General features: G+C 72.5%; 21 protein-coding genes. 7 read left to right on the forward strand and 14 right to left on the reverse strand.

Going from position 1 to position 20,600, the window contains the following annotated elements:
- The first annotated feature begins 674 nt into the window (after positions 1 to 674).
- Both LPU61_RS07595 and LPU61_RS07600 read left to right on the forward strand, forming a co-directional pair.
- Positions 675 to 1,346 carry a polysaccharide deacetylase family protein gene (locus tag LPU61_RS07595; protein WP_229404587.1) on the forward strand — a complete coding sequence of 224 codons (672 nt, stop codon included), beginning with the start codon at positions 675 to 677 and terminating at the stop codon, positions 1,344 to 1,346.
- A gap of 214 nt (positions 1,347 to 1,560) precedes the next feature.
- A complete protein-coding gene (locus LPU61_RS07600; RefSeq protein ID WP_043966077.1) occupies positions 1,561 to 1,857 on the forward strand; it encodes a DUF1540 domain-containing protein in 297 nt (98 codons plus the stop codon).
- 63 nt (positions 1,858 to 1,920) lie between these two features.
- Here LPU61_RS07600 and LPU61_RS07605 read toward each other — a convergent pair whose 3' ends face one another.
- Complete coding sequence (locus LPU61_RS07605; RefSeq protein WP_229404588.1) at positions 1,921 to 3,924, reverse strand: protein meaA; 2,004 nt, start codon at positions 3,922 to 3,924, stop codon at positions 1,921 to 1,923.
- Positions 3,925 to 4,020: 96 nt separating this feature from the next.
- On the opposite strand from LPU61_RS07605, the gene LPU61_RS07610 reads away from it, so the two are divergent.
- Entirely contained in the window at positions 4,021 to 4,869 is an 849-nt protein-coding gene (locus tag LPU61_RS07610) for an ABC transporter ATP-binding protein (protein ID WP_229404589.1), read from the forward strand.
- Complete coding sequence (locus tag LPU61_RS07615; RefSeq protein WP_229404590.1) at positions 4,866 to 5,714, forward strand: ABC transporter permease; 849 nt, start codon at positions 4,866 to 4,868, stop codon at positions 5,712 to 5,714. Before LPU61_RS07610 ends, LPU61_RS07615 begins: the two co-directional genes overlap by 4 nt.
- A 169-nt stretch (positions 5,715 to 5,883) precedes the next feature.
- Here LPU61_RS07615 and LPU61_RS07620 read toward each other — a convergent pair whose 3' ends face one another.
- Both LPU61_RS07620 and murA read right to left on the reverse strand, forming a co-directional pair.
- Positions 5,884 to 6,732 carry a 3-hydroxyacyl-CoA dehydrogenase family protein gene (locus LPU61_RS07620; RefSeq protein WP_043966069.1) on the reverse strand — a complete coding sequence of 283 codons (849 nt, stop codon included), beginning with the start codon at positions 6,730 to 6,732 and terminating at the stop codon, positions 5,884 to 5,886.
- A 157-nt stretch (positions 6,733 to 6,889) separates the two neighbouring features.
- Positions 6,890 to 8,326 (reverse strand): UDP-N-acetylglucosamine 1-carboxyvinyltransferase, encoded by a 1,437-nt coding sequence (gene murA, locus LPU61_RS07625; protein WP_043966067.1) that lies wholly within the window; start codon positions 8,324 to 8,326, stop codon positions 6,890 to 6,892.
- Between murA and LPU61_RS07630 the strand changes: the two genes are divergently transcribed.
- Positions 8,325 to 8,897, forward strand: a complete 573-nt coding sequence (locus tag LPU61_RS07630; RefSeq protein WP_043966066.1) for a cob(I)yrinic acid a,c-diamide adenosyltransferase — start codon at positions 8,325 to 8,327, stop codon at positions 8,895 to 8,897. The genes murA and LPU61_RS07630 overlap by 2 nt on opposite strands.
- Entirely contained in the window at positions 8,873 to 9,373 is a 501-nt protein-coding gene (locus LPU61_RS31825; RefSeq protein ID WP_374199627.1) for a VOC family protein, read from the forward strand. Before LPU61_RS07630 ends, LPU61_RS31825 begins: the two co-directional genes overlap by 25 nt.
- Here LPU61_RS31825 and LPU61_RS07640 read toward each other — a convergent pair.
- From LPU61_RS07640 to LPU61_RS07650, 3 genes are all read right to left on the reverse strand, one after another.
- The gene (locus LPU61_RS07640; RefSeq protein WP_229404591.1) at positions 9,286 to 10,044 is read right to left on the reverse strand and encodes a DedA family protein; all 759 of its coding nucleotides are present in this window, start codon (positions 10,042 to 10,044) and stop codon (positions 9,286 to 9,288) included. The genes LPU61_RS31825 and LPU61_RS07640 overlap by 88 nt on opposite strands.
- Before the next feature lie 182 nt (positions 10,045 to 10,226).
- Positions 10,227 to 10,925, reverse strand: coding sequence for a response regulator transcription factor (locus tag LPU61_RS07645; protein ID WP_229404592.1), 699 nt, complete (start codon positions 10,923 to 10,925; stop codon positions 10,227 to 10,229).
- Entirely contained in the window at positions 10,922 to 12,100 is a 1,179-nt protein-coding gene (locus tag LPU61_RS07650; protein WP_229404593.1) for a sensor histidine kinase, read from the reverse strand. The genes LPU61_RS07645 and LPU61_RS07650 overlap by 4 nt, the downstream gene beginning before the upstream one ends.
- A gap of 161 nt (positions 12,101 to 12,261) precedes the next feature.
- Between LPU61_RS07650 and LPU61_RS07655 the strand changes: the two genes are divergently transcribed.
- Positions 12,262 to 12,849: a class I SAM-dependent methyltransferase gene (locus LPU61_RS07655; protein WP_229404594.1), complete on the forward strand. Its 588-nt coding sequence runs from the start codon at positions 12,262 to 12,264 to the stop codon at positions 12,847 to 12,849.
- Between the two features lie 45 nt (positions 12,850 to 12,894).
- Here LPU61_RS07655 and LPU61_RS07660 read toward each other — a convergent pair whose 3' ends face one another.
- The 8 genes from LPU61_RS07660 to LPU61_RS07695 all read right to left on the reverse strand — a co-directional run bounded on the left by LPU61_RS07660 (position 12,895) and on the right by LPU61_RS07695 (position 20,588).
- Positions 12,895 to 13,350 (reverse strand): DUF2550 domain-containing protein, encoded by a 456-nt coding sequence (locus LPU61_RS07660; protein WP_043966062.1) that lies wholly within the window; start codon positions 13,348 to 13,350, stop codon positions 12,895 to 12,897.
- Between the two features lie 12 nt (positions 13,351 to 13,362).
- Complete coding sequence (locus tag LPU61_RS07665) at positions 13,363 to 13,647, reverse strand: F0F1 ATP synthase subunit epsilon (RefSeq protein WP_043966060.1); 285 nt, start codon at positions 13,645 to 13,647, stop codon at positions 13,363 to 13,365.
- Between the two features lie 101 nt (positions 13,648 to 13,748).
- Complete coding sequence (locus tag LPU61_RS07670) at positions 13,749 to 14,894, reverse strand: LCP family protein (protein ID WP_043966058.1); 1,146 nt, start codon at positions 14,892 to 14,894, stop codon at positions 13,749 to 13,751.
- Between the two features lie 213 nt (positions 14,895 to 15,107).
- Positions 15,108 to 16,544, reverse strand: a complete 1,437-nt coding sequence (gene atpD, locus LPU61_RS07675; RefSeq protein WP_043966057.1) for a F0F1 ATP synthase subunit beta — start codon at positions 16,542 to 16,544, stop codon at positions 15,108 to 15,110.
- The gene (locus LPU61_RS07680) at positions 16,544 to 17,473 is read right to left on the reverse strand and encodes a F0F1 ATP synthase subunit gamma (RefSeq protein WP_043966055.1); all 930 of its coding nucleotides are present in this window, start codon (positions 17,471 to 17,473) and stop codon (positions 16,544 to 16,546) included. Before LPU61_RS07680 ends, atpD begins: the two co-directional genes overlap by 1 nt.
- Positions 17,474 to 17,482: 9 nt before the next feature.
- A complete protein-coding gene (gene atpA, locus LPU61_RS07685) occupies positions 17,483 to 19,123 on the reverse strand; it encodes a F0F1 ATP synthase subunit alpha (protein WP_043966054.1) in 1,641 nt (546 codons plus the stop codon).
- 104 nt (positions 19,124 to 19,227) lie between these two features.
- The gene (locus tag LPU61_RS07690; RefSeq protein WP_043966053.1) at positions 19,228 to 20,049 is read right to left on the reverse strand and encodes a F0F1 ATP synthase subunit delta; all 822 of its coding nucleotides are present in this window, start codon (positions 20,047 to 20,049) and stop codon (positions 19,228 to 19,230) included.
- On the reverse strand, positions 20,049 to 20,588 hold the full coding sequence (locus tag LPU61_RS07695) for a F0F1 ATP synthase subunit B (RefSeq protein WP_043966052.1): 540 nt from the start codon (positions 20,586 to 20,588) through the stop codon (positions 20,049 to 20,051). The genes LPU61_RS07690 and LPU61_RS07695 overlap by 1 nt, the downstream gene beginning before the upstream one ends.
- Between the last annotated feature and the right edge of the window lie 12 nt (positions 20,589 to 20,600).

Consider the following 20,600-nt stretch of genomic DNA (forward strand, 5'->3'; position numbering starts at 1 on the left):
GCCCCGCCCAGCCCCGGCCCACCCCGCGCCCGCCTCGGCCCGCCCCGCCCCGCCCCAGCCCAGCCCGGCCCACCCCGATCCAGCCGGCCCACCCCGATCCAGCCCGACCCCAGGCCGGCCCACCCACCTCGGACCGACCCGGCCGCCATTCCGGGCCCGGGGCCCGCCGATGATCCCCGGGCCGCCCACGCCAAACCCGCCCACACCCCCAGGCCCGGGCGGACAGGTGACGGGACGTCGGGCAGGTGGGGGTATCAGTAGCGCGGGATACCGCCATCTTCCCGACACCCCGCCGGGAGATCCCGCGTGGGGCGGGGCAGCCGGGCGGACACCCGCCGAGAGATCATCTCCCGGTGCCCGCAAAGAACTCTCGCGTACCCCTGATCGCGACGGTCGCCGCCCTGGCGGGCGTCGCCGCCCTCCTCGTCGCGCCCGCGCCGTCGGACGCGCCCGGCCGCGCCGCAATCGGACGGGTGCCCACGGCCGTGACGCCGCCCGCCAGCGGAAGGGACGGGACACCGCAGGGAACGAACCGCCCGACCCCGCCGGCATCCGCATCCGGGCGACCCGGGGCACCGTCACGGCCCGGCCAGGGCGGACCGACCGACGAGCCCAGCGCGGGGCCCCCGACCACGGCCCTCCCCGGCGCGAGCCGCACCGACCGGCGACCCCCGGTGGTCGACCACGGACCACGCACCGGTGACCTGGTGGCGCTGACCTTCGACGCGGACATGACGGACGCCATGCGGTATCAACTGCGCAGCGGGGCGGTGCGGTCGTACGCGAACCTAACGATCATCGACCTGCTGGAACGGGAGCGGGTGCCGGCCACCTTCTTCCTTACCGGCAAGTGGGTCGAGGAGTATCCCGGGGTGACCCGCCGCCTGGCCGGCAATCCCCGCTTCGAGCTGGCCAACCACACGTACGGCCATCTCGCCTTCACCGCCGACTGCTATCAGCTGCCGACGATCCCCCGGCAGCGGATGGCCGCCGACGTGGCCCGGACGTTCGACGTGATCGCCCCGTACGGCGGCAGGCAGACCCGCTACTTCCGCTTCCCCGGGCTGTGCCACGACCGAGCCGCGCTGACCGAGCTCGCCCCGCTGGGCGTGACCGTGGTGGACGGGGACGTCATCAGCGGCGACCCGTTCGCGAAGTCCTGGCGGCCGGTCGTCGACGCGGTGCTGTCCCGGGTACGCCCCGGCTCGGTCGTCGTCCTGCACGTCACCGAGGCGAACGCCCCGATGACCGACGAGGCGCTGCCGCGCATCCTGGCCGGACTCGCCGAGCTGGGCCTGCGGCCGGCCCCGCTCTCCGAGGTGCTGGGGGCGAGACCGGTCGGGTGACCCGGTGCCCGATCACGACCGGCGGCCCGATCCCTGCCGGCCGGGGACGCCGACCGACCGGGATGCCAACCAAGCGGGGACGCCGACCGACCGGGGATGCCGGCTGATGCCGGCCAAGCCGGGATGCCGACTGACCGGGGATGGCCGATCGCCGACGACAAAACCGACAAAAACCTAATATGGGAGGAGATTCGAGAACCCAGAGGAGGTCGTCATGACTACGGCGATGGAGATGCCCCGCGTCCAGGAATGCGTGGTCGCGGCCTGCGCCTACAACCACACCGGCGACTGCCACGCGTTCGCCATCACGATCGGCAGCACCGATCACGCGCACTGCCACACGTTCGTCGAGATGCCCGTCCGGGGCGGCATCGACACGATGATCGCCCAGGTCGGCGCCTGTCAGCGCTCGGACTGCCGGCACAACGCCGACCTGGAGTGTCACGCCCCGGCGATCCGCGTCGGGCCGGACAACGACATGGCCGACTGCATGACCTACGCCAGCCGCTGACCACCGTCGGCAGGCGTTGACAGGGCCCCCTGTACAACGGAATGCGTTGACAGGGGGCCTTTCCTACAGGCCGTTGGCGTGGCGGACCACCGTCACCAGGTCGTCGACGATGCCGGTGAGGGCGAAGTCCTTCGGCGTGAAGACCCGGGCGACGCCCGCCGCCCGCAGCGCGTCGGCGTCGCCGGCCGGGATGATGCCGCCGACCACCACCGGCAGGTCACCCCGGCCGGCGGCGCGCAGGCCGTCCAGCACAGCCGGCACGACGGCCAGGTGCGAACCGGAGAGCACCGACAGGCCGACGAGGTCGACGTCCTCCTCCACGGCGGCGGCGACGATCTGGCCGGCGGTCAGCCGGATCCCCTGGTAGATCACCTCGAAGCCGGCGTCACGGGCGCGCACGGCAATCTGCTCGGCCCCGTTGGAGTGCCCGTCGAGGCCGGGCTTGCCGACCAGCAGCCGCAGCCGGCCACTGCCCAGCTCCCGGGCGGTCGCGGCGACGTGCTCCCGCACGGCGGCCAGGGTCGCGTCGCCGCCCGCCCCGGTGCCACCGGCCAGGCCGGTCGGCGCCCGGTACTCGCCGAAGACCCGCCGCAACGCGCCGGCCCACTCGCCGGTGGTCACCCCGGCCCGCACGCACTCCAGGGTCGCCGGCATCAGGTTCGTGGTGGTCGCGGCGTCCGCGCGCAGCCGCTCCAGTGCCGCGTCGACCGCCGCGCCGTCGCGGCCGGCCCGCCATTCGCGTACGGCGGCCACGGCCGCCGCCTCCACCGCCGGGTCGACCTGCTCGATCGACGCGGCGCCGGCCGTGGTCAGCGGCGACGGCTCGGTCTCGGTGAACCGGTTGACGCCCACCACCGTGTCCGCGCCGGACTCCAGCCGGCGGCGGCGCTCGGCCAGCGAGGCGACCAGCGCGCTCTTGAGGTACCCGGACTCGACGGCGGCCACCACGCCGCCCATCTCCAGCACCTTCTCCAGTTCGGCCCGCGCCCCGGTGACGATCCCGTCGACCAGCGCGGTCATCACGTGCGAGCCGGCGAACAGGTCGGGATATTCCAGCAGGTCCGACTCGTACGCGAGGACCTGCTGCATCCGCAGCGACCACTGCTGGTCGAAGGGGCGGGGCAGGCCCAGCGCCTCGTTCCAGGCCGGGAGCTGCACGGCGCGGGCGCGGGCGTCCCGGGACAGGGTGACGCCGAGCATCTCCAGCACGATGCGCTGGATGTTGTTCTCCGGTTGGGCCTCGGTCAGCCCGAGCGAGTTGACCTGCACCCCGTACCGGAAGCGGCGCTGCCTGGGGTCGGTCACGCCGTACCGGTCGCGGGCGATCTCGTCCCAGAGCACGCCGAACGCGCGCATCTTGGCGGCCTCCTCGACGAACCGCACCCCGGCGTTGACGAAGAACGAGATCCGGGCGACGACGTCGCCCATCCGCCCGGGCGGCACCTGGCCGCAGTCGCGCACCGCGTCGAGGACGGCGACGGCGGTGGCGAGGGCGAAGCCGACCTCCTGCACGGGCGTCGCCCCGGCCTCCTGGAGGTGGTACGAGCAGACGTTCACCGGGTTCCACCGGGGCATCCGGAGCAGCGTGTACGCGACGAGGTCGGCGGTGAGCCGCAGCGACGCCGCCGGCGGGAAGATGTACGTCCCCCGGGACAGGTACTCCTTGATGATGTCGTTCTGCGTGGTGCCGGCGCAGCGGGCCAGCTCCGCCCCCTGCTCGGCGGCGACCGTGCCGTAGAGGGCGAGCAGCCACATGGCCGGCGCGTTGATCGTCATGGACGTGTTCATGTCGGCCAGCGGGATGCCGTCGAAGAGGGCCCGCATGTCGCCGAGGTGGGCCACGGGCACCCCGACCCGGCCGACCTCGCCGGCCGCCAGCTCGTGGTCGGGGTCGTACCCGGTCTGGGTGGGCAGGTCGAAGGCGACCGACAGGCCGGTCTGCCCCTTGGCCAGGTTGCGGCGGAACAGGGCGTTGCTCGCGGCGGCCGAGGAGTGGCCGGCGTAGGTGCGCATCACCCAGGGGCGGTCGCGCTCGGGCAGCCGGCCGGCGGGGGCCTTCTCGTCCATTTCCGGAGTTTAAGTTGCCGTTCAGTAAAACGGGCTGTGCCAAACCACACAGCCCCGCCTCCACATCGGCCCCGCCCAGGTCGCACACTTGACCGCATGGATGACGAGCTGGCGATCTCCGTCCGGGGGCTGCGCAAGGCGTACGGCGACAACGTCGCGGTGGCGGGCGTGGACCTCGACGTCCGGCGGGGCGAGGTGTTCGCGCTGCTCGGCCCGAACGGGGCGGGCAAGACCACCACGGTGGAGATCCTGGAGGGCTACCGGCGGCGCGACTCCGGCGAGGTCCGGGTGCTGGGCAGCGACCCCGCCGACCCCACCCCGGACTGGCGCTCCCGGGTCGGCATCGTGCTCCAGGGCACCGGCGAGTTCGACGAGCTGACCGTCGGCGAGGTGGTCCGGCACTTCTCGGGCTTCTATCCCGACGCCGACGACCCGGCGAAGGTGGTCGAGCGGGTCGGCCTCGGCGCGAAGGCGAAGGCCCGCACGCACACCCTCTCCGGCGGGCAGAAGCGCCGCCTCGACGTGGCGTTGGGCATCATCGGCCGCCCCGAGCTGCTCTTCCTCGACGAGCCGACCACCGGCTTCGACCCGGAGGCGCGGCGCGAGTTCTGGGAGCTGATCCGGGACCTGGCCGCCGCCGGCACCACCATCGTGCTGACCACCCACTACCTCGACGAGGCCGAGGCGCTCGCCGACCGGGTCGGGGTGATCGCCGCCGGGCGGGTGATCGAGGTGGCCCCGCCGAAGCTGCTGGGCAACCGCCAGGAGTCCCTGGCGACGGTCTCCTGGCGTACCCCCGAGGGGGTGCTGGAGAGCGAGCAGAGCGCGACGCCGACGGCCCTGGTCGCCGAGCTGGCCGCGCGCTACGGCGGCGAGGTCCCCGGCCTCACGGTGACCCGGCCGACCCTGGAAGACGTCTACCTGACCATGATCGGACACCGATGACGACCACGACGAAGCCGGCGGCCCCGGCCACCGCCGCCGCGCCCGCCCGCCGGCCGGGCGCGGGCGCGCTCGCCCTGCGCCAGGGCCGGCTGGAGATCACCCAGTTCCTGCGCAGCCGGGAGTCCGTCGTGTTCACGATGGGCTTCCCGATCATCATGATCCTGATCTTCGCGGCGATCTTCAGCGACGAGATCGCCCCCGGGGTGAGCTACACGCAGTACTTCATCACCGGCATGATCGCGACCGGCCTGATGACGGTCAGCTTCCAGAACCTGGGCATCTGGATCCCGATCGAGCGGGACCGGGGGGTGCTCAAGCGGTACCGGGGCACGCCGATGCCGAAGTGGGTGTGGTTCGCCGGCAAGGTGATCATGGTGGTGGCGGTCGGCGTCGCCGAGACCGCCCTGCTGCTCGCCGTCTCGGTCGCCCTGTTCGACCTGGAGCTGCCCGGCACGGCCGGCAGGTGGCTCACCTTCGGCTGGGTCTCCGTCCTCGGGGTGACCGCGTGCACCCTGTGCGGCATCGCGATCTCGTCGCTGGCCCGCACGGCGCGCAGCGGCTCGGCCGTGGTCACCCCGGTCGCCCTCGTCCTCCAGTTCATCTCCGGCGTCTTCTTCGTCTTCACCAACCTGCCGACCTGGATGCAGCAGGTGGCGGCGCTGTTCCCGCTGAAGTGGATGTGCCAGGGCCTGCGCTCGGTCTTCCTGCCGGACGGCTTCGGCGCGCAGGAGCCGGGCGGCTCGTTCGAGCTGGGCCGGGTCGCCCTCGTGCTGGGCCTGTGGTGCGTGATCGGCCTGGTCCTGTGCCTGACCACCTTCCGCTGGACGACGAGGCGCGACGGCTGACCCGGTCCGGGCCGAGTACGCCGACGGCCGGCACGACTTCACCTACTGGGGGCGCGTCGTCCCGGACGCCTTCGCCCTGCTCGGCGCCGCCCTCGCCGGGCCCTGACGCCGCCTGGATCACGGCGGCGCGGCCCGCAGGCGAGCGCACCTGCGGGCCGCGGCACGCCCGTCAGTACGTGTAGAAGCCCTTGCCCGTCTTGCGGCCCAGGTCGCCGGCGGTGACCATCCGCTGCAGCAGCTCCGGCGGGAAGAACTTCTCGTCGGCCGTGTCGGTGTAGATGTTCTTCGAGGCGTGCATGAGCACGTCGACGCCGGTCAGGTCGGTGGTCGCCAGCGGCCCCATCGCGTGGCCGAAGCCGAGCTTGCAGGCAGTGTCCAGGTCCTCGGCCGACACCACGCCGGACTCGACCAGCTTGACGGCCTCGACGACCAGCGCGGCGATCAGCCGGGTGGTGACGAAGCCGGCGATGTCCCGGTTCACCACGACGACGGTCTTGCCGATCTCCTCGGCGAACGCCCTCGCGGTGGCCAGGGTCTCGTCGCTGGTCTTGTAGCCCCGGACCAGCTCGCACAGCTTCATCATCGGCACCGGCGAGAAGAAGTGCGTGCCGACGACCGACTCGGGGCGCTCGGTGACGGCGGCGATCTGGGTGACCGGGATGGCCGAGGTGTTGGTGGCGAGCACCGCGTCGGCCCTGCAGAGCTTGTCCAGGGCCCGGAAGACCTCCTGCTTGATCTCCAGCCGCTCGAAGACCGCCTCGACGACGATGTCCGCGTCGGCCACCGCCTCCAGGTCCGTCGTCGGGGTGATCCGGCCCAGCGCGGCGTCCACCTCGCCCGGCTCGATCTTGCCCTTCTCGGCGAACTTCTCCAGCGACTTCCGGATGCCGGCCAGTCCGCGCCCGGTGGCCGCGTCGTCCAGGTCCCGCAGCGTCACCTGCCATCCCGCCTGCGCCGCCACCTGGGCGATGCCCGAGCCCATCAGCCCGGCCCCGACGACCGCGAGTCGACCCGCCATCTGCTTCTCCCTCGCCTGATTGAGTGTCTGTCAGCACCCTAGCGGCGAGACTGAACGAAGACTAAGCCCAGGGCTGCGCGGTGCACAGGCTGGGACGAGGGCCACCCGATCCGCCGGGGCACAGGCCGCGCGGTGCGCGCCGGGCCCGCCCGCGCGCTCAGATCTCCAGGGCCGGTTCCTCCGGTACGCTGCCCCGCTCGACCTCCACGCCGAGCGCCCGCAGGTCGGCGACGAAGTCCGGGTAGCCGCGGTCGACGTGGTGCACGTGGGAGACCTCGGTGACCCCGTCCGCGCAGAGCCCGGCGATGATCAGCCCCGCGCCGGCCCGGATGTCCGTGGCCCGCACGGGTGCGCCGGAGAGCCGGTCCCGGCCCCGCACGACGGCGTGGTGCCCGTCGGTCTTGATGTCCGCGCCGAGCCGCATCATCTCGTTGGCGAACATGAACCGGCCGTCGAAGATGTTCTCGGTGATCAGGGACGCGCCGTCGCTCACCGCCGCGAGGCCGATCGCCATCGGCAGCAGGTCCGTGGCGAAGCCCGGGTAGGGCAGGGTGACCACGTCGACGGACGTGGGCCGGTCGGCCATCCGTACCCGGAAGGCGTCGCCCCGGGTCTCCACCAGGCCGCCCGCGCAGACCAGCTTGTCCAGCGCGACCTCCAGGAAGCCCGGGTCGATGCCGGTGACGGTGACGTCCCCCCGGGTCATCGCGGCGGCGAACGCCCAGGTCCCGGCGACGATCCGGTCCCCCACCGTGGCATGCCGCACCGGCCGCAGCTCGGGCACCCCGTCGATGTGCAGGGTGGAGGTGCCCTCCCCCTCGATGCGCGCGCCCATCCGGATCAACATCGAGCAGATGTCGACGATCTCCGGCTCCCGGGCCGCGTTGTCGATCACCGTCGTGCCCTGGGCCAGCACGGCGGCCATCACCAGGTTCTCGGTGGCCCCGACGCTGGGGAAGTCGAGGACGATGTCCGCACCGTGCAGGCCGTCCGGGGCGGCGGCGATGACGAAGCCGTGCTCGCCGGAGATGTCCGCGCCCATCCGGGTCAACCCGGCGATGTGCATGTCCAGCCCCCGGGAGCCGATGGCGTCCCCGCCAGGGTGGGCCACCCGGACGTACCCCCGGCGGGCCAGCAGCGGGCCCAGCACGCAGATGGACGCGCGCAGCCGGCGGACCAGGTCGTAGTCGGCCTCCGCGCCGGGCCGCTCGGGCACGTCGATGGTGACCGACCGGGACCGCGCCACGCCGCCCCGGGCCACCATCGGGTCGACCGGTTCGTCGGCGTCGAAGCGGACGCCGCAGCCCAGCCGGCGCAGCACCTCGCCCATGATGGCGATGTCGGTGATGCGCGGGACGTTGGTGATCACGCTGCGGCCGGGGGCGAGCAGCGCGGCGGCCATCAGCTTGAGGGCCGAGTTCTTCGCCCCGACCACGTGCACCGTTCCGGCGAGGCGGGCGTCGCCGGCGACGCGGATGACGTCGACGTCGTTGACCGCCGGGTCGCCGGCGTCACCGGGGCCGAGCCCGGCGGGGCGCGCCGGGGCCGGTCGGGCGGGGATCGTCAGGTCCGGTATCCGTAGGCTGTGCGTCATGGCCGTCCACCTCACGCGCATCTACACCAAGGCCGGCGACGCCGGCATGACCAGGCTGAGCAACAACGAGCAGGTGCCGAAGACCGATCCGCGGATCGCCGCGTACGCGGACGTGGACGAGTGCAACGCCGCGATCGGCGTCGCGCTCGCCCTCGGCCAGCTCGACGACGAGCTGCGGGCGGTGCTCGGGTCGATCCAGAACGACATGTTCGACGTGGGCGCCGACCTGTCCACGCCGGTGGAGCCGGACCCGAAGTATCCGCCGCTGCGGGTCACCGAGGAGTACGTGGAGCGCCTCGAAGGATGGTGCGACGAGTTCAACGCACGCCTGGGCAAGCTCGACTCCTTCATCCTCCCCGGCGGCACCGCGGGAGCGGCGCTGCTGCACGTGGCACGGACGATCGCCCGGCGGGCCGAGCGGGCGGCGTGGACGCTGGTCGCGCACGACCCCGACCGGACCAGCACCCTCCCGGCAAAGTATCTCAACCGGCTCTCCGATCTGCTCTTCATCCTGTCAAGAACGGCGAATCCGGCGGGCGACGTGCTATGGGTCCCGGGCGGCCAGCGCTGAGCGTCCCCGTCGGCACCCTGCACCACGTCGAGGTCTGGGTGCCGGAGCTCGCCGAGGCCGTCCGTTGCTGGGGCTGGCTGCTCAACGAGCTGGGCTGGCAGCCGTTCCAGGACTGGTCCGCCGGCCGGTCCTGGCGGCTCGGCCCGACGTACCTCGTGCTGGAGGAGTCCCCGGCAATGACCGGGCGAAACCACGACCGGCTCGCCCCCGGCCTGCACCACCTGGGATTCCACGCGGGCCGGCCAGCCGACGTGGACCGGCTGGTCGCGGCGGCGCCGGCCCCCGTGCTCCCCCGCGATCTTGCAGTTCGGGCCCCGGGAAAGCACCTCTCGTCCCGTTATGGCCGGGCCGAAAGTGCAAGATCGCGGGGGCGGGGAGCGCGGGAGGGTCAGCGGGGGCAGGGGTGGGGGTGGGGGGTGTTGCGGGTGGCGGGGGCGGTCAGGCCGGGGCCCGGGCGGCGCGGGTTCGGAGCCTGACCGGTCAACCTCCGCCGGGCAGCGGGGGCACGGCGGGCGCGGGTCGAGCCGGCGCAGGGGCGACGGCGGGCGGCGGAACGGCGTACCCGGAGCCGGCGCAGCAGCACCCCCACGGCGACCGCCACGACCAGCCCGCCCGCGATGGTCGTCAGCATGCCGGCCGAGGCAGCCCCGGCGGTGTACCCGACCAGCACCGTCCCCGGCACCCAGACCAACACGGCCAGCCCCTCGAAGAGCACGAACCGCCGGTACGGCAGGCCGGCCGCCCCGGCGACCCGGGGCACCAGGGTCCGGGCGAACGCGGTCCACCGCCCGACCAGGACGGCCGGACCGCCCCGGGCTACGACCAGTGCCTCGGCCCGCCGCCACCGGTCCGCCCCGATGCGCCGCCCGATCACGCCGTCGCGGATCCGCCGGCCGAGCAGCCGCCCCTCCAGGTAGCCCAGCTGGTCGCCGACGAACGCGGCCAGCGTCGTCACCGCAAGCGTGGTGCCCAGGTCCAACCGCCCCATCCGGGCCAGCAGCCCCACGGTGAGCATGGTGGTGGCCGCAGGCAGGACCACCCCCACGAGCAGCCCCACCTCGGCGGCGAGCACGACGGCCGCGACCGCCAGCACCTGCCCGGGCGGCAACTCGGCGATACGGTCGCGCAGCACGTCGGAGATGTCCACGGAGCCACTGTCGCCCGACGACGCCGACCGGTCGTCCTACCAGCGGCCGTTCCCGATCCTCCTGCTGGTCGGTCCGCCCCCTAGGGACCGCCCCGATCCGGACACCGGTCGCCGCGCGCCGCCGGCCAACCACAACGCCCCGTGGCGGGCCGCCCCGCGGGCTGGCTCGGGAGAAGGCCGGCTCAGCGGACTTCGGGGTCCGCGACGGGGTTGAAGTCGTCGTCGACCAGGCCGAGGCGGTGGGCGACCACCGCGGCCTGCACCCGGTTGCGCAGGTCGAGCTTCTCCATCGCGGCCGAGACATGGGTCTTGACCGTGGTGATCCCCAGGTGCAGCCGGGTCGCGATCTCGGCGTTCGACAGCCCGGCCCCGACGAGCGCGAGAACCTCGCGCTCCCGGTGACTGAGCAGCCGCAGCGCCGGTCCCGGCGAGCGGACCGCAGGACGACGCTCCTGGTCGTGGGCGGCAATCGCCCGCCGGACGATCCGCGCCAGCACCGGCGGGGCGAGCAGCGGCTCGCCCCGCACGGCCCGCCGCACCGCGTCGATCAGCTCCTCCGGCTCGCCGTCCTTGACCAGGTAGCCGATCGCGCCGGCACCCAGCACGCCGTAGACGTTCGCGTCGTCTGCGAAGGTGGTGAGCGCCAGCACCCGCACGCCCGGTTGCCGGTCCACGATCCGGCGGGTCGCTTCGATGCCGTCGACGCGCGGCATCCGCAGGTCCATCAGCACCACGTCCGGGCGAAGCCGCTCGGCGAGCCGGACCGCCTCCAGGCCGTCGCCCGCCTCGCCGACCACCTCGAAGCCCTCCGCCGTACGCAGCAGCAGGCCGACCCCGGCCCGCACCAACGCCTGGTCGTCCACGACGAGCACTCTGATCATCCGTTCTCCCTGATCGGCAACGCGACCCGAACCTGCCATCCTCCGCCCGCCGTGGCCGCCGCGGTGAGCGTGCCTCCGAGCAGGCCGACCCGTTCCCGCATGCCGCTCAGCCCGTAGCCGGAAGGGGGCAGGGCAGGCCGGGGCCGGACGGGTCCGCTGTCCCGTACCACGATGAGCAGGGCTCCGTCGCTGGCGCGGACGTCGACCGAGGCGATCGCGCCCGACCCGGCGTGCTTGAGCGTGTTGGTCAGCGACTCCCGCACGACCCGGGCGGCCGTCGTGCGGACCACCAGCGGCGCGGCGGCGAGCGCGGCCGAGACGGTCACCCGGACCGCGATCCCGGCCTCCCGCACCCGCCGCTCGGCATCGCGGATCATCTGCTCGGGCTCCACCTGTGCGCCACCCGGCTCGACGTCGACGGCCTCCGGGTCACGCAACACCTCCAGCAGCTCCCGCAGCTCGGCCAGCACCTGCCCGGCGGTGTCCCGCAGCTCGCCGAGGGCAAGCACCGCCTCGTCCGTGCCGCCGGTCTGCTGCACGGCGTAGCGGGCCGACCCCGCGCGCAGCGCGATGGCGGCGACGTGGTGGGCGACGATGTCGTGCAGGTCGCGCGCGATGCTGGCCCGCTCGGCCAGCCGGGCCGCCCGGGTCTGGATGTCCTGCCGCGCCTCGGCGTCCCGGGCACGCTCCTCGGCGATCCGGGCCGCGCCCCGCACGCCACGCAGGTACCGGCCGAAGGCGACCGGCGCGGCGACCGCACCGGCCAGCATGGCCAGCCGCAGCACGCCCAGACCGCCGGCGAGCGCCGCGGAGCCACCGAGGTCACGGACGTCGGCCACGGTGGCCGCGAGGAGGAGCGTGAACGCGGCGGCGGTGGCCGCCCAACCGGCCTGGTAGGCGACGAAACCGAGCGCGATCGCCGCCGCCAGCTGCGCGATGCCGGAGCCGTTGGCGGTGACCGCGTCGGACGCGACCATCAGAGCGCACTCGCCGAGCAGGGCCAGCCACGGCAGGCGGCGCACGCCGATCAGGCCCAGCCCGGCCAGGACGGCGATCAGGACGGTCCACCCCCCGTGCGCCACGCCCTGCGAGTTGAACCACGTGCCCGCCAGCCCCATCCCGGCCACGGCCAGACCGAGCAGCAGCTCCGGCCACCAGCCGCGTTGGTCCTCCACTCGGCCACCATACGGAGCCGAACCGCACCGCAGCTCCTCCCGGTGGCCGCCGGCCTCCTCCGGGTGGCCGGCGCATTGGCCGGCCCCGCTCCTCCGCCCGGCCGTCGCGGCGACCGCAGGCAGGACGTCGCCGACGGGGTCCCGCCCTAGCCTCGGGCGTCATGACCGACACGCCCACCTTCTTGAGCCAGTTCGTCCGGCACCCACGCCTCGTGGGGGCGATACTCCCCAGCGGGCCGTCCCTGGCCCGGGACGTCACCGCGCCGGTGCCCCGGACGGGGCACCCGGTGGTGGCCGAACTGGGGCCCGGCACCGGGGCGTTCACCCGGGCGGTGCAGCGGCGGCTGGACGGACGGGGCCACCACCTGGCGATCGAGCTGAACCTGGAGTTCGCCGACCGGCTCGCCCGGCGACACCCGGAGGTGGAGGTGGTACGCGGCGACGCCGCAACGCTCGGCAGCCTGCTGGCGGACCGGGGACACCCGTACGCCGACGTGGTGGTCAGCGGCCTGCCATGGGCGGCGTTCGCGGCCGAACGGCAGCGGGCCGTGCTGGACGGCGTGCTCGCCGGGCTGGGCCCGGCGGGGGTGTTCACCACGTTCGCCTACCGGCACACGCTGCCCACCCCGCCGGCACGGCGGTTCCGTCGGCTGTTGGAGGGCCGGTTCGAGGAGGTGGTGGTGGGTCGGACGGTCTGGCGCAACGTGCCGCCGGCGCTGGTCTACCACTGCCGCCGCCCGGTGCGCTGACGCACTCGGAGGGCTCCCCCGAAAGCCCCGGAGATCGGGACGGCGTCAGGCGGCGGGCCAGTCCTGGGGGGCCAGACGCGGCGAGGCCGCCCCGGGCGGGGCGGCCTCTAGCCAGGACAGGAAGCCCGTGACGGTGGAGCGGGCCATGGCGATCTCCACCGGCACGTGGCGACTGGCACAGCGCAGGATCACCCAGTCGGCGGGCATGGAGAGGCGCTCCTGGCCCTCGGGCAGCCGGCGGCGTTCCACGACCAGAGTCTTGCGGGAGAGCACCCGCTTGGGGCGCAGGGCGAAGCTGAACATCCGGTACCACCGGAGTTCGTCACCGGCGAACCGGCCGAAACCGGGCGACCAGCCCCGCCCGTCGAGCACGGTGGTCACCCGGACGCTGAGCCGGATGATCCCGCCGCTGCGGGTGACCAGCGCGCGCCGGAGGAAGAGGACGAACAGGGCCACGAGCACCGCGGCGACGCCGATTCCGATCCCTTCCACGATCTCCATCGGCGGGGCGGCTCAGCGGCTCTGCGCGGCGGTGACCGGGGTGGCGCTCTCGGCCAGTACGGTGACGCCCTCGCGGCTCACCGAGAGGAAGCCACCGGCCACCTCGTACGAGACCTGCTCGCCGCCGGGCAGCTTGATGCGGACCTGGCCGGGCTCGGCGAGCTGCCCCAGCAGGGGCGCGTGCCCCGGCAGCACACCCAGCTCACCCTCGGTCGTGCGGGCGACGACCATCTCGGCCTCGCCGGACCAGACCTTCTCCTCGACGGCTACGAGCTCGACGTGAAGCTGCTGTGCCACGCTGTCTCCTTGCTGCGGCGGCGGATTGCCGAAAGTCTAGTCGCGCCCGTCGCGGGCCCCCAACGCGGGTGGCGTAAGCTGCGCCACCCGCCGGGGAAACGCTACTTCGTCTTGTTCCGGAAGTCCGGATGCTCCAGCAGGAAGGCGTCGAGCTGTTCCTTCTTCAGGGCGGTGAAGAAGTCCTCGGCCTCGGGCCGCAGCCGCTCCCCCCGGTACGCCGACCCGGTGCCGATGTTCTCCCCCGGCAACTTGATCAGCTCGACGTTGTTCGAGCGGATCCCCTTGAGGGCGATCGCGAAGTCGACCACGCTGTTGCCCCGGCCGTTGAAGATCAGCGACTGCCCGGCGGCCCGGATCACCTTGTCCAGCTTGATCGGGTTGGTCACCACGTCGGCGCTGAACGCCTGGTCGACCATCGCCTTGATGAACTGCTGCTGGTGCCGCTGCCGGCCGTAGTCGGCGTCCGGGACGCCGTTCTTCGGGTACCGCTGCCGGACGTAGTCCAGCGCCTGCCAGCCGCTGAGGTGCTGGTTGCCCTTCTTGTAGACCGCCTGGGGGCCGATGTAGCCCTCGCCGTACGGGTTGCCCTTGCGGTGCACCCCGCTCGGCTCGCGGTGCTCGGAGCGCACCTCGCGCTCGATGTACATGTCGACGCCGCCCATCGCGTCGACGATCTTCTGGAAGCCGGTGAAGTTGATGATCGCGCCCGCGTCGAAGCGGTCGATCCCGGTGACCTGCTGCACGGTCTTGGCCAGCAGCTCGAAGCCCCGGGCCGCGTCGGGGTTCTGCCCCGGCACCCGGCTGCCGTACGACATGGCGGCGTTGAGCTTGTCGGTGCCGCCGTTGAAGTCCGCCTTGCTGAACCTCGGGATCTCGACCCGCAGATCCCGGGGCAGGGAGAAGAGGTACGCCCGGTCCAGCTCGGCCGGGATGTGCAGCACCATGATCGAGTCGGCCAGCGGCGGGGTCTTCACGTCGCGCGGGTCGATGCCGACCAGCAGGATGTTGAGCGGGCCCTTGATGTCGCTCTTGCGCTCCTGGGCGCCGGCGGCCTGGTCGCCGAACAGGTCGCCCTTGCCCACCGCGCCCTCGTAGCGGGCCATCAGCGCCTCGTAGCCGACCAGCACCGCGCCGCTGAGCAGCATGAGCACGGATCCGAAGACCGTGCACACCCGGGCCCAGCGGGGCACCCTCGACCACGCCGACGGTTTCTTCCTGCCGCCCTTGCCGGCCTTACCCACGAGCATCTCCGTTCGTCACGCCCACGACTTGGAGACGGGCGTACGCAGCCGAAAAGTTGCAACGATGTTCACTCGTCCGGGGGACGGCGTGAGTCGACGGTACCTCGCGTTCGACGGAGCCGCCGATCAGCAACCGGACAGCGGAGATCATAGGGCCTGTAGATGAACAAGGGCCGCCCCGGATGTTTCCGGGACGGCCCTCGACAGTGTGACGTGCGTCTAGCTCTTCATCAGCTCCGCGGCCTTGCGCTCCAGGTCCTCCAGGCCACCGCACATGAAGAAGGCCTGCTCGGGGAAGTGGTCGTACTCACCCTCGCTGATCTTCTTGAACGCCTCGATGGTCTCGGCGATCGGGACCGTCGAGCCCGGCACGCCGGTGAACTGCTCGGCGGCGTAGGTGTTCTGCGACAGGAAGCGCTCGATGCGCCGCGCGCGCTGCACGGTGATCTTGTCTTCCTCGGAGAGCTCCTCGATGCCGAGGATGGCGATGATGTCCTGCAGGTCCTTGTACTTCTGCAGGATCCGCTTGACCTCGGTGGCCACCGCGAAGTGCTCCTCGCCGACGAACTCCGGGGCGAGGATCCGGGACGAGGACGCCAGCGGGTCCACGGCCGGGTAGATGCCCTTGTCGGAGATCGACCGCTCCAGGTTGGTGGTCGCGTCGAGGTGGGCGAACGTGGTGGCCGGGGCGGGGTCGGTGTAGTCGTCCGCCGGCACGTAGATCGCCTGGAGCGAGGTGATGGCCTGGCCCCGGACGGAGGTGATCCGCTCCTGGAGCTCGCCCATCTCGTCGGCCAGGGTCGGCTGGTAACCCACGGCGCTCGGCATCCGGCCGAGCAGGGTGGACACCTCGGAACCGGCCTGGGTGAAGCGGAAGATGTTGTCGATGAAGAGCAGCACCTCCTGCTTCTTCACGTCGCGGAAGTACTCCGCCATGGTCAGCGCGGACAGGGCGACGCGCAGCCGGGTGCCCGGCGGCTCGTCCATCTGGCCGTAGACCAGCGCGGTCTTGTCGATGACGCCGGACTCGGTCATCTCGGCGATGAGGTCGTTGCCCTCACGGGTGCGCTCACCCACGCCGGCGAACACCGACGTACCACCGAAGTTCCGGGCCACCCGGGTGATCATCTCCTGGATGAGCACCGTCTTGCCCACGCCCGCGCCGCCGAACAGGCCGATCTTGCCGCCCTTGACGTACGGGGCGAGCAGGTCGATGACCTTGATGCCGGTCTCCAGCATCTCGGTCTTCGGCTCCAGGTCCGCGAAGGCCGGGGCCTTGCGGTGGATGCCCCAGTGGTCGTCGGGGCTCAGCGTCTCGCCCTCGGTGAGGTTGAGGCACTCGCCGATGGCGTTGAAGACGTGGCCCTTGACGGTGTCGCCCACCGGCACGGTGATCGGCGAGCCGGTGTCGCGCACCTCGGCGCCGCGCACCAGGCCGTCGGTCGGCTGCATCGAGATGGCGCGGATCAGGTTGTCGCCCAGGTGCTGGGCGACCTCCAGGGTCAGCGTCTTCTCGCCACCGGAGAGGCTCACGTCCACGTTCAGGGCGTTGAACAGGGCCGGCATGGCGTCGCGCGGGAACTCGGCATCGACGACCGGGCCGATGACCCGGACCACGCGACCGGTGGCCGTCTTGGTCTGTACTGGGGCAGTCATCACACTTCACTTCCCGACGCGGCGAGCGCGTTCGCGCCGCCGACGATCTCGCTGATCTCCTGGGTGATCCCGGCCTGGCGGGCCGAGTTCATCTCACGCGTGTACTTCTCGATCATCTCTTCGGCGTTGTCGGTGGCGCTCTTCATCGCCCGCCGACGCGACGCCGACTCGCTCGCCGCCGACTCCAGCAACGCCGCGTAGATCCGCGTGTTGATGTACTTCGGCAGGAGCGCGTCGAGCAGCGCCTCCGCCTCCGGCTCGAACTCGTACGCCGGGAGCAGGCCCTCGGACTTGGGTCGGTCCTCGACCTGCATCGGGCCGATGACCTTGGCGACCGGGGTCTGGGTCATCAGGGAGTGGAACTCGGTGTAGACGATGTGCAGCTCGTCGATCCCGAGCACCCCGTCCGCCCCGGCGGAGCCGTCGGTGTCGTCCGCGCCGGCGGTGAACGCCTTGATCAGCGTCTCACCGACCTCGCGGGCGTCGGCGAACGTCGGCTGCTCCGAGAAGCCCGTCCAGTTCGCCTCGATCGGCCAGTCCCGGAACCGGTAGAACCCGACGCCCTTGCGGCCGATGACGTAGAGCACGGGCTCCTTGCCCTCGGCGCGCAGCCGGGCGATCAGCGACTGCGCGGTCTTGATCGCGTTGGAGCTGTAACCGCCGGCCAGGCCCCGGTCGGCGGTCACCAGCAGGACACCCGCCCGCCGCACCTGCTCGCGCGGGGTGAGCAGCGGGTGGTCGATCCGGGCGTTGGACGCCAGCGCCGTGAGCACGCCGGTGATGGCCTGGGCGTACGGCAGGGACGCCTGCACCCGGGCCTGGGCCTTGGCGATCCGGCTCGTCGCCACGAGCTCCATCGCCTTGGTGATCTTCTTCATCCCCTTCGCCGAGCGGATCCGTTGACGAAGAACGCGTACCTGGGCCGCCATGAGTCAGCCCTACTGCTTCTCGGCGTTGTCGCGGTAGCGGGTCACCGTCTCGCGGTTCTCGTCGCCCTCCAGCGGCGCGGCGGGGGCCTCGTTGATCCGGGGCTCGTCCTCCTTGCCGAGGAACGTCTGCTTGAAGCTCGCGATGGCCTGGTCGAGGGAGGAGATCACCTCGTCGTCCCACTTGTTGTCGGCGATCGCCGCGAGGGTGCCCTCGTGCTTGTGCCGCAGGTACTGGAGGAACTCCGCCTCGAACCGGCGGATCTCGCCGACGGGGATGTCGTCGAGCTTGCCCTCGGTGCCGGCCCAGACGGAGACGACCTGCTCCTGCACCGGGTACGGCGAGTAGTTCGGCTGCTTGAGCAGCTCGACCAGGCGGGAGCCGCGCTCCAGCTGGGCGCGGGAGGCCTTGTCCAGGTCGGAGGCGAAGGCGGCGAACGCCTCCAGCTCGCGGAACTGGGCGAGGTTGAGCCGCAGCGAGCCGGAGACCTTCTTCATCGGCTTCACCTGGGCGGCGCCGCCGACCCGGGAGACCGAGGTGCCGACGTTGATGGCCGGCCGGACGCCCTGGTTGAACAGGTCCGTCTCCAGGAAGATCTGGCCGTCGGTGATGGAGATGACGTTGGTCGGGATGAAGGCCGAGATGTCGTTGGCCTTCGTCTCGATGATCGGCAGGCCGGTCATCGAGCCGCCGCCCAGCTCGTCGGAGAGCTTCGCGCAGCGCTCCAGCAGCCGGGAGTGCAGGTAGAAGACGTCGCCCGGGTACGCCTCACGGCCCGGCGGGCGGCGCAGCAGCAGCGACACGGCCCGGTACGCCTCGGCCTGCTTGCTCAGGTCGTCGAAGACGATCAGGACGTGCTTGCCGCCGTACATCCAGTGCTGGCCGATGGAGGAGCCGGTGTAGGGCGCCAGGTACTTGAAGCCGGCCGGGTCGGACGCCGGGGAGGCCACGATGGTGGTGTACTCCATCGCGCCCGCCTCCTCCAGGATGCCCTTGATCGAGGCGATCGTGGAGGCCTTCTGGCCGATGGCGACGTAGATGCAGCGGACCTGCTTCTTCGGGTCGCCGGAGCGCCAGTTGTCCCGCTGGTTGAGGATGGTGTCCAGGGCGACCGTGGTCTTGCCGGTCTTGCGGTCACCGATGATCAGCTGCCGCTGGCCCCGGCCGACCGGGGTCATGGCGTCGATCGCCTTGATGCCGGTCTGCAGCGGCTCGTCGACGGACTGCCGGGACATCACGTTCGGGGCCTGGAGCTCCAGCTCGCGGAAGCCCTCGTTGGCGATGTCGCCGAGGCCGTCGATCGGCTGGCCGAGCGGGTTGACCACGCGGCCGAGGAAGGCGTCGCCGACCGGCACCGAGAGCACCCGGCCGGTGCGCTTGACGCGCTGGCCCTCTTCGAGCTTGGCGGAGTCACCGAGAACGACGACGCCGATCTCCCGGACGTCGAGGTTCAGCGCCAGGCCGAGCGTGCCGTCCTCGAACTCCAGGAGCTCGTTGGTCATGGTCGAGGGCAGGCCCTCGACGTGGGCGATGCCGTCGCCGGTGTCGGCGACGGTGCCGACCTCCTCGCGGGAGACGTCGGGCGAGTAGGAGGAGACGTAGCGCTCCAGGGCGCCGCGGATCTCCTCCGTCGAGATGGTCAGCTCGGCCATCCTCTGCTTCCTTAAGTATCAGGGGCCCGGGATACCTAGTACCGACCGGTCCGAATGGCGTCTGTCAATCCAGGCGTTTTCGCGGTGCGCCAGCGGGATGCCGGTCAGCGCTGCACGAGCGCGTTGCGGGTCTCGTTGAGGCGGCGCAGGACGGTGCCGTCGTACAGGTCGGACCCGACCCGGACGCTGACGCCGCCGAGGACCGAGGGGTCCACCGTCTGCTTGACGGAGACCTCCCGACCGTACATCGCGGAGAGGCGGGCACCGAGCCGGCGCTCGTCCTCGTCGCTCAACGGAGCCGCCACGGTCACGTACGCGACCTGCCGGTCCCGCCGGTCGGCGGTCAGCTCGACCAGCCGGGTCAGCGAGCCGGTGAAGGAGCGCCCGCCGAACCCGTTCAGCGCCACCTCGACGAGGCGGACGGTGACCGGGCGGGCCTTACCGGCGAGCAGCTCGCGGGCCAGCTCGGCCCGCCGCTCGGCCGGGCCGACCGGGTCGGACAGCGCCGCCGACAGCGCGGGCTGGCCGGCGACCACCTGACCGAAGCGGAACAGCTCGTCCTCGACCTCGCCCAGGTCACCGGCGGCGTCGGCGCTGGCCAACAGCGCCTCCACGCCGAGGCGCTCGGTGCCGTCGAGCAGCTCGGACGGCGCCGACCACCGGCCGGAGACCAGCCCGGTGAGCAGGTCGAGCGCGTCCGCGCCGACCTTGCCCCGGAGCATGTCCCCGAGCAGCCCGGCGCGGTCAGCGCCCGGACGGGCCGGGTCGGACAGCGCCCGGCGCAGCCGCGGCTCGCGCCGCAGCAGGCCGGCGACGGCGAGCAGGTCGTCGGCGGTGGCGGCCACCGCCGACGGCTCCGCACCCCGCGCGTACGCCGCCAGGCGCTCGGTCGCGGCCTGGTACGACTCCCGGCTGGCGGCCTGCATCAGCGGGCCCCCGCGCTCTCGAGGTCGCTCAGGAAGCGGTCGACGGTGCCCTTGCGGCGGGCCTCGTCGGCCAGCGACTCACCGACGATCTTGCTGGCCAGGTCGACCGCGATCGTGCCGACCTCGGTACGCAGCTCGCGCACGATGGTGGCCCGCTCGGCGGCGAGCTGCTCCTTGCCGGCCGCGATGATGCGGTCGGACTCCTCCCGCGCCTTGGCGAGGATGTCCTGCCGGATGCCCTCCGCGTCGGCCCGGGCGTCGTCCCGGATCTTCGCGGCGTCGGTGCGCGCCTCGGCGAGCTGCGCGCGGTACTGCTCAAGGAGCTGGTTGGCCTCGGCCTGGGCGGCCTCGGCGCGCTTGATGCCACCCTCGATCGCGTCGACCCGGGCCTGGAACGTCTGCTCCATGCGCGGGAAGACGAACTTCATCAGCACGATGCAGAGCAGGATGAAGGCGATGCCACCGACCACGATCTCCTGCCAGATCGGGATGATCGGGTTGTGGGTCGACTCACCACCCTCTGCGGCGAGCAGGTACATGGGAGACCTCCC

The organism is Micromonospora sp. NBRC 110038, from assembly GCF_020884815.1.
Taxonomy (GTDB): domain Bacteria; phylum Actinomycetota; class Actinomycetes; order Mycobacteriales; family Micromonosporaceae; genus Micromonospora; species Micromonospora haikouensis.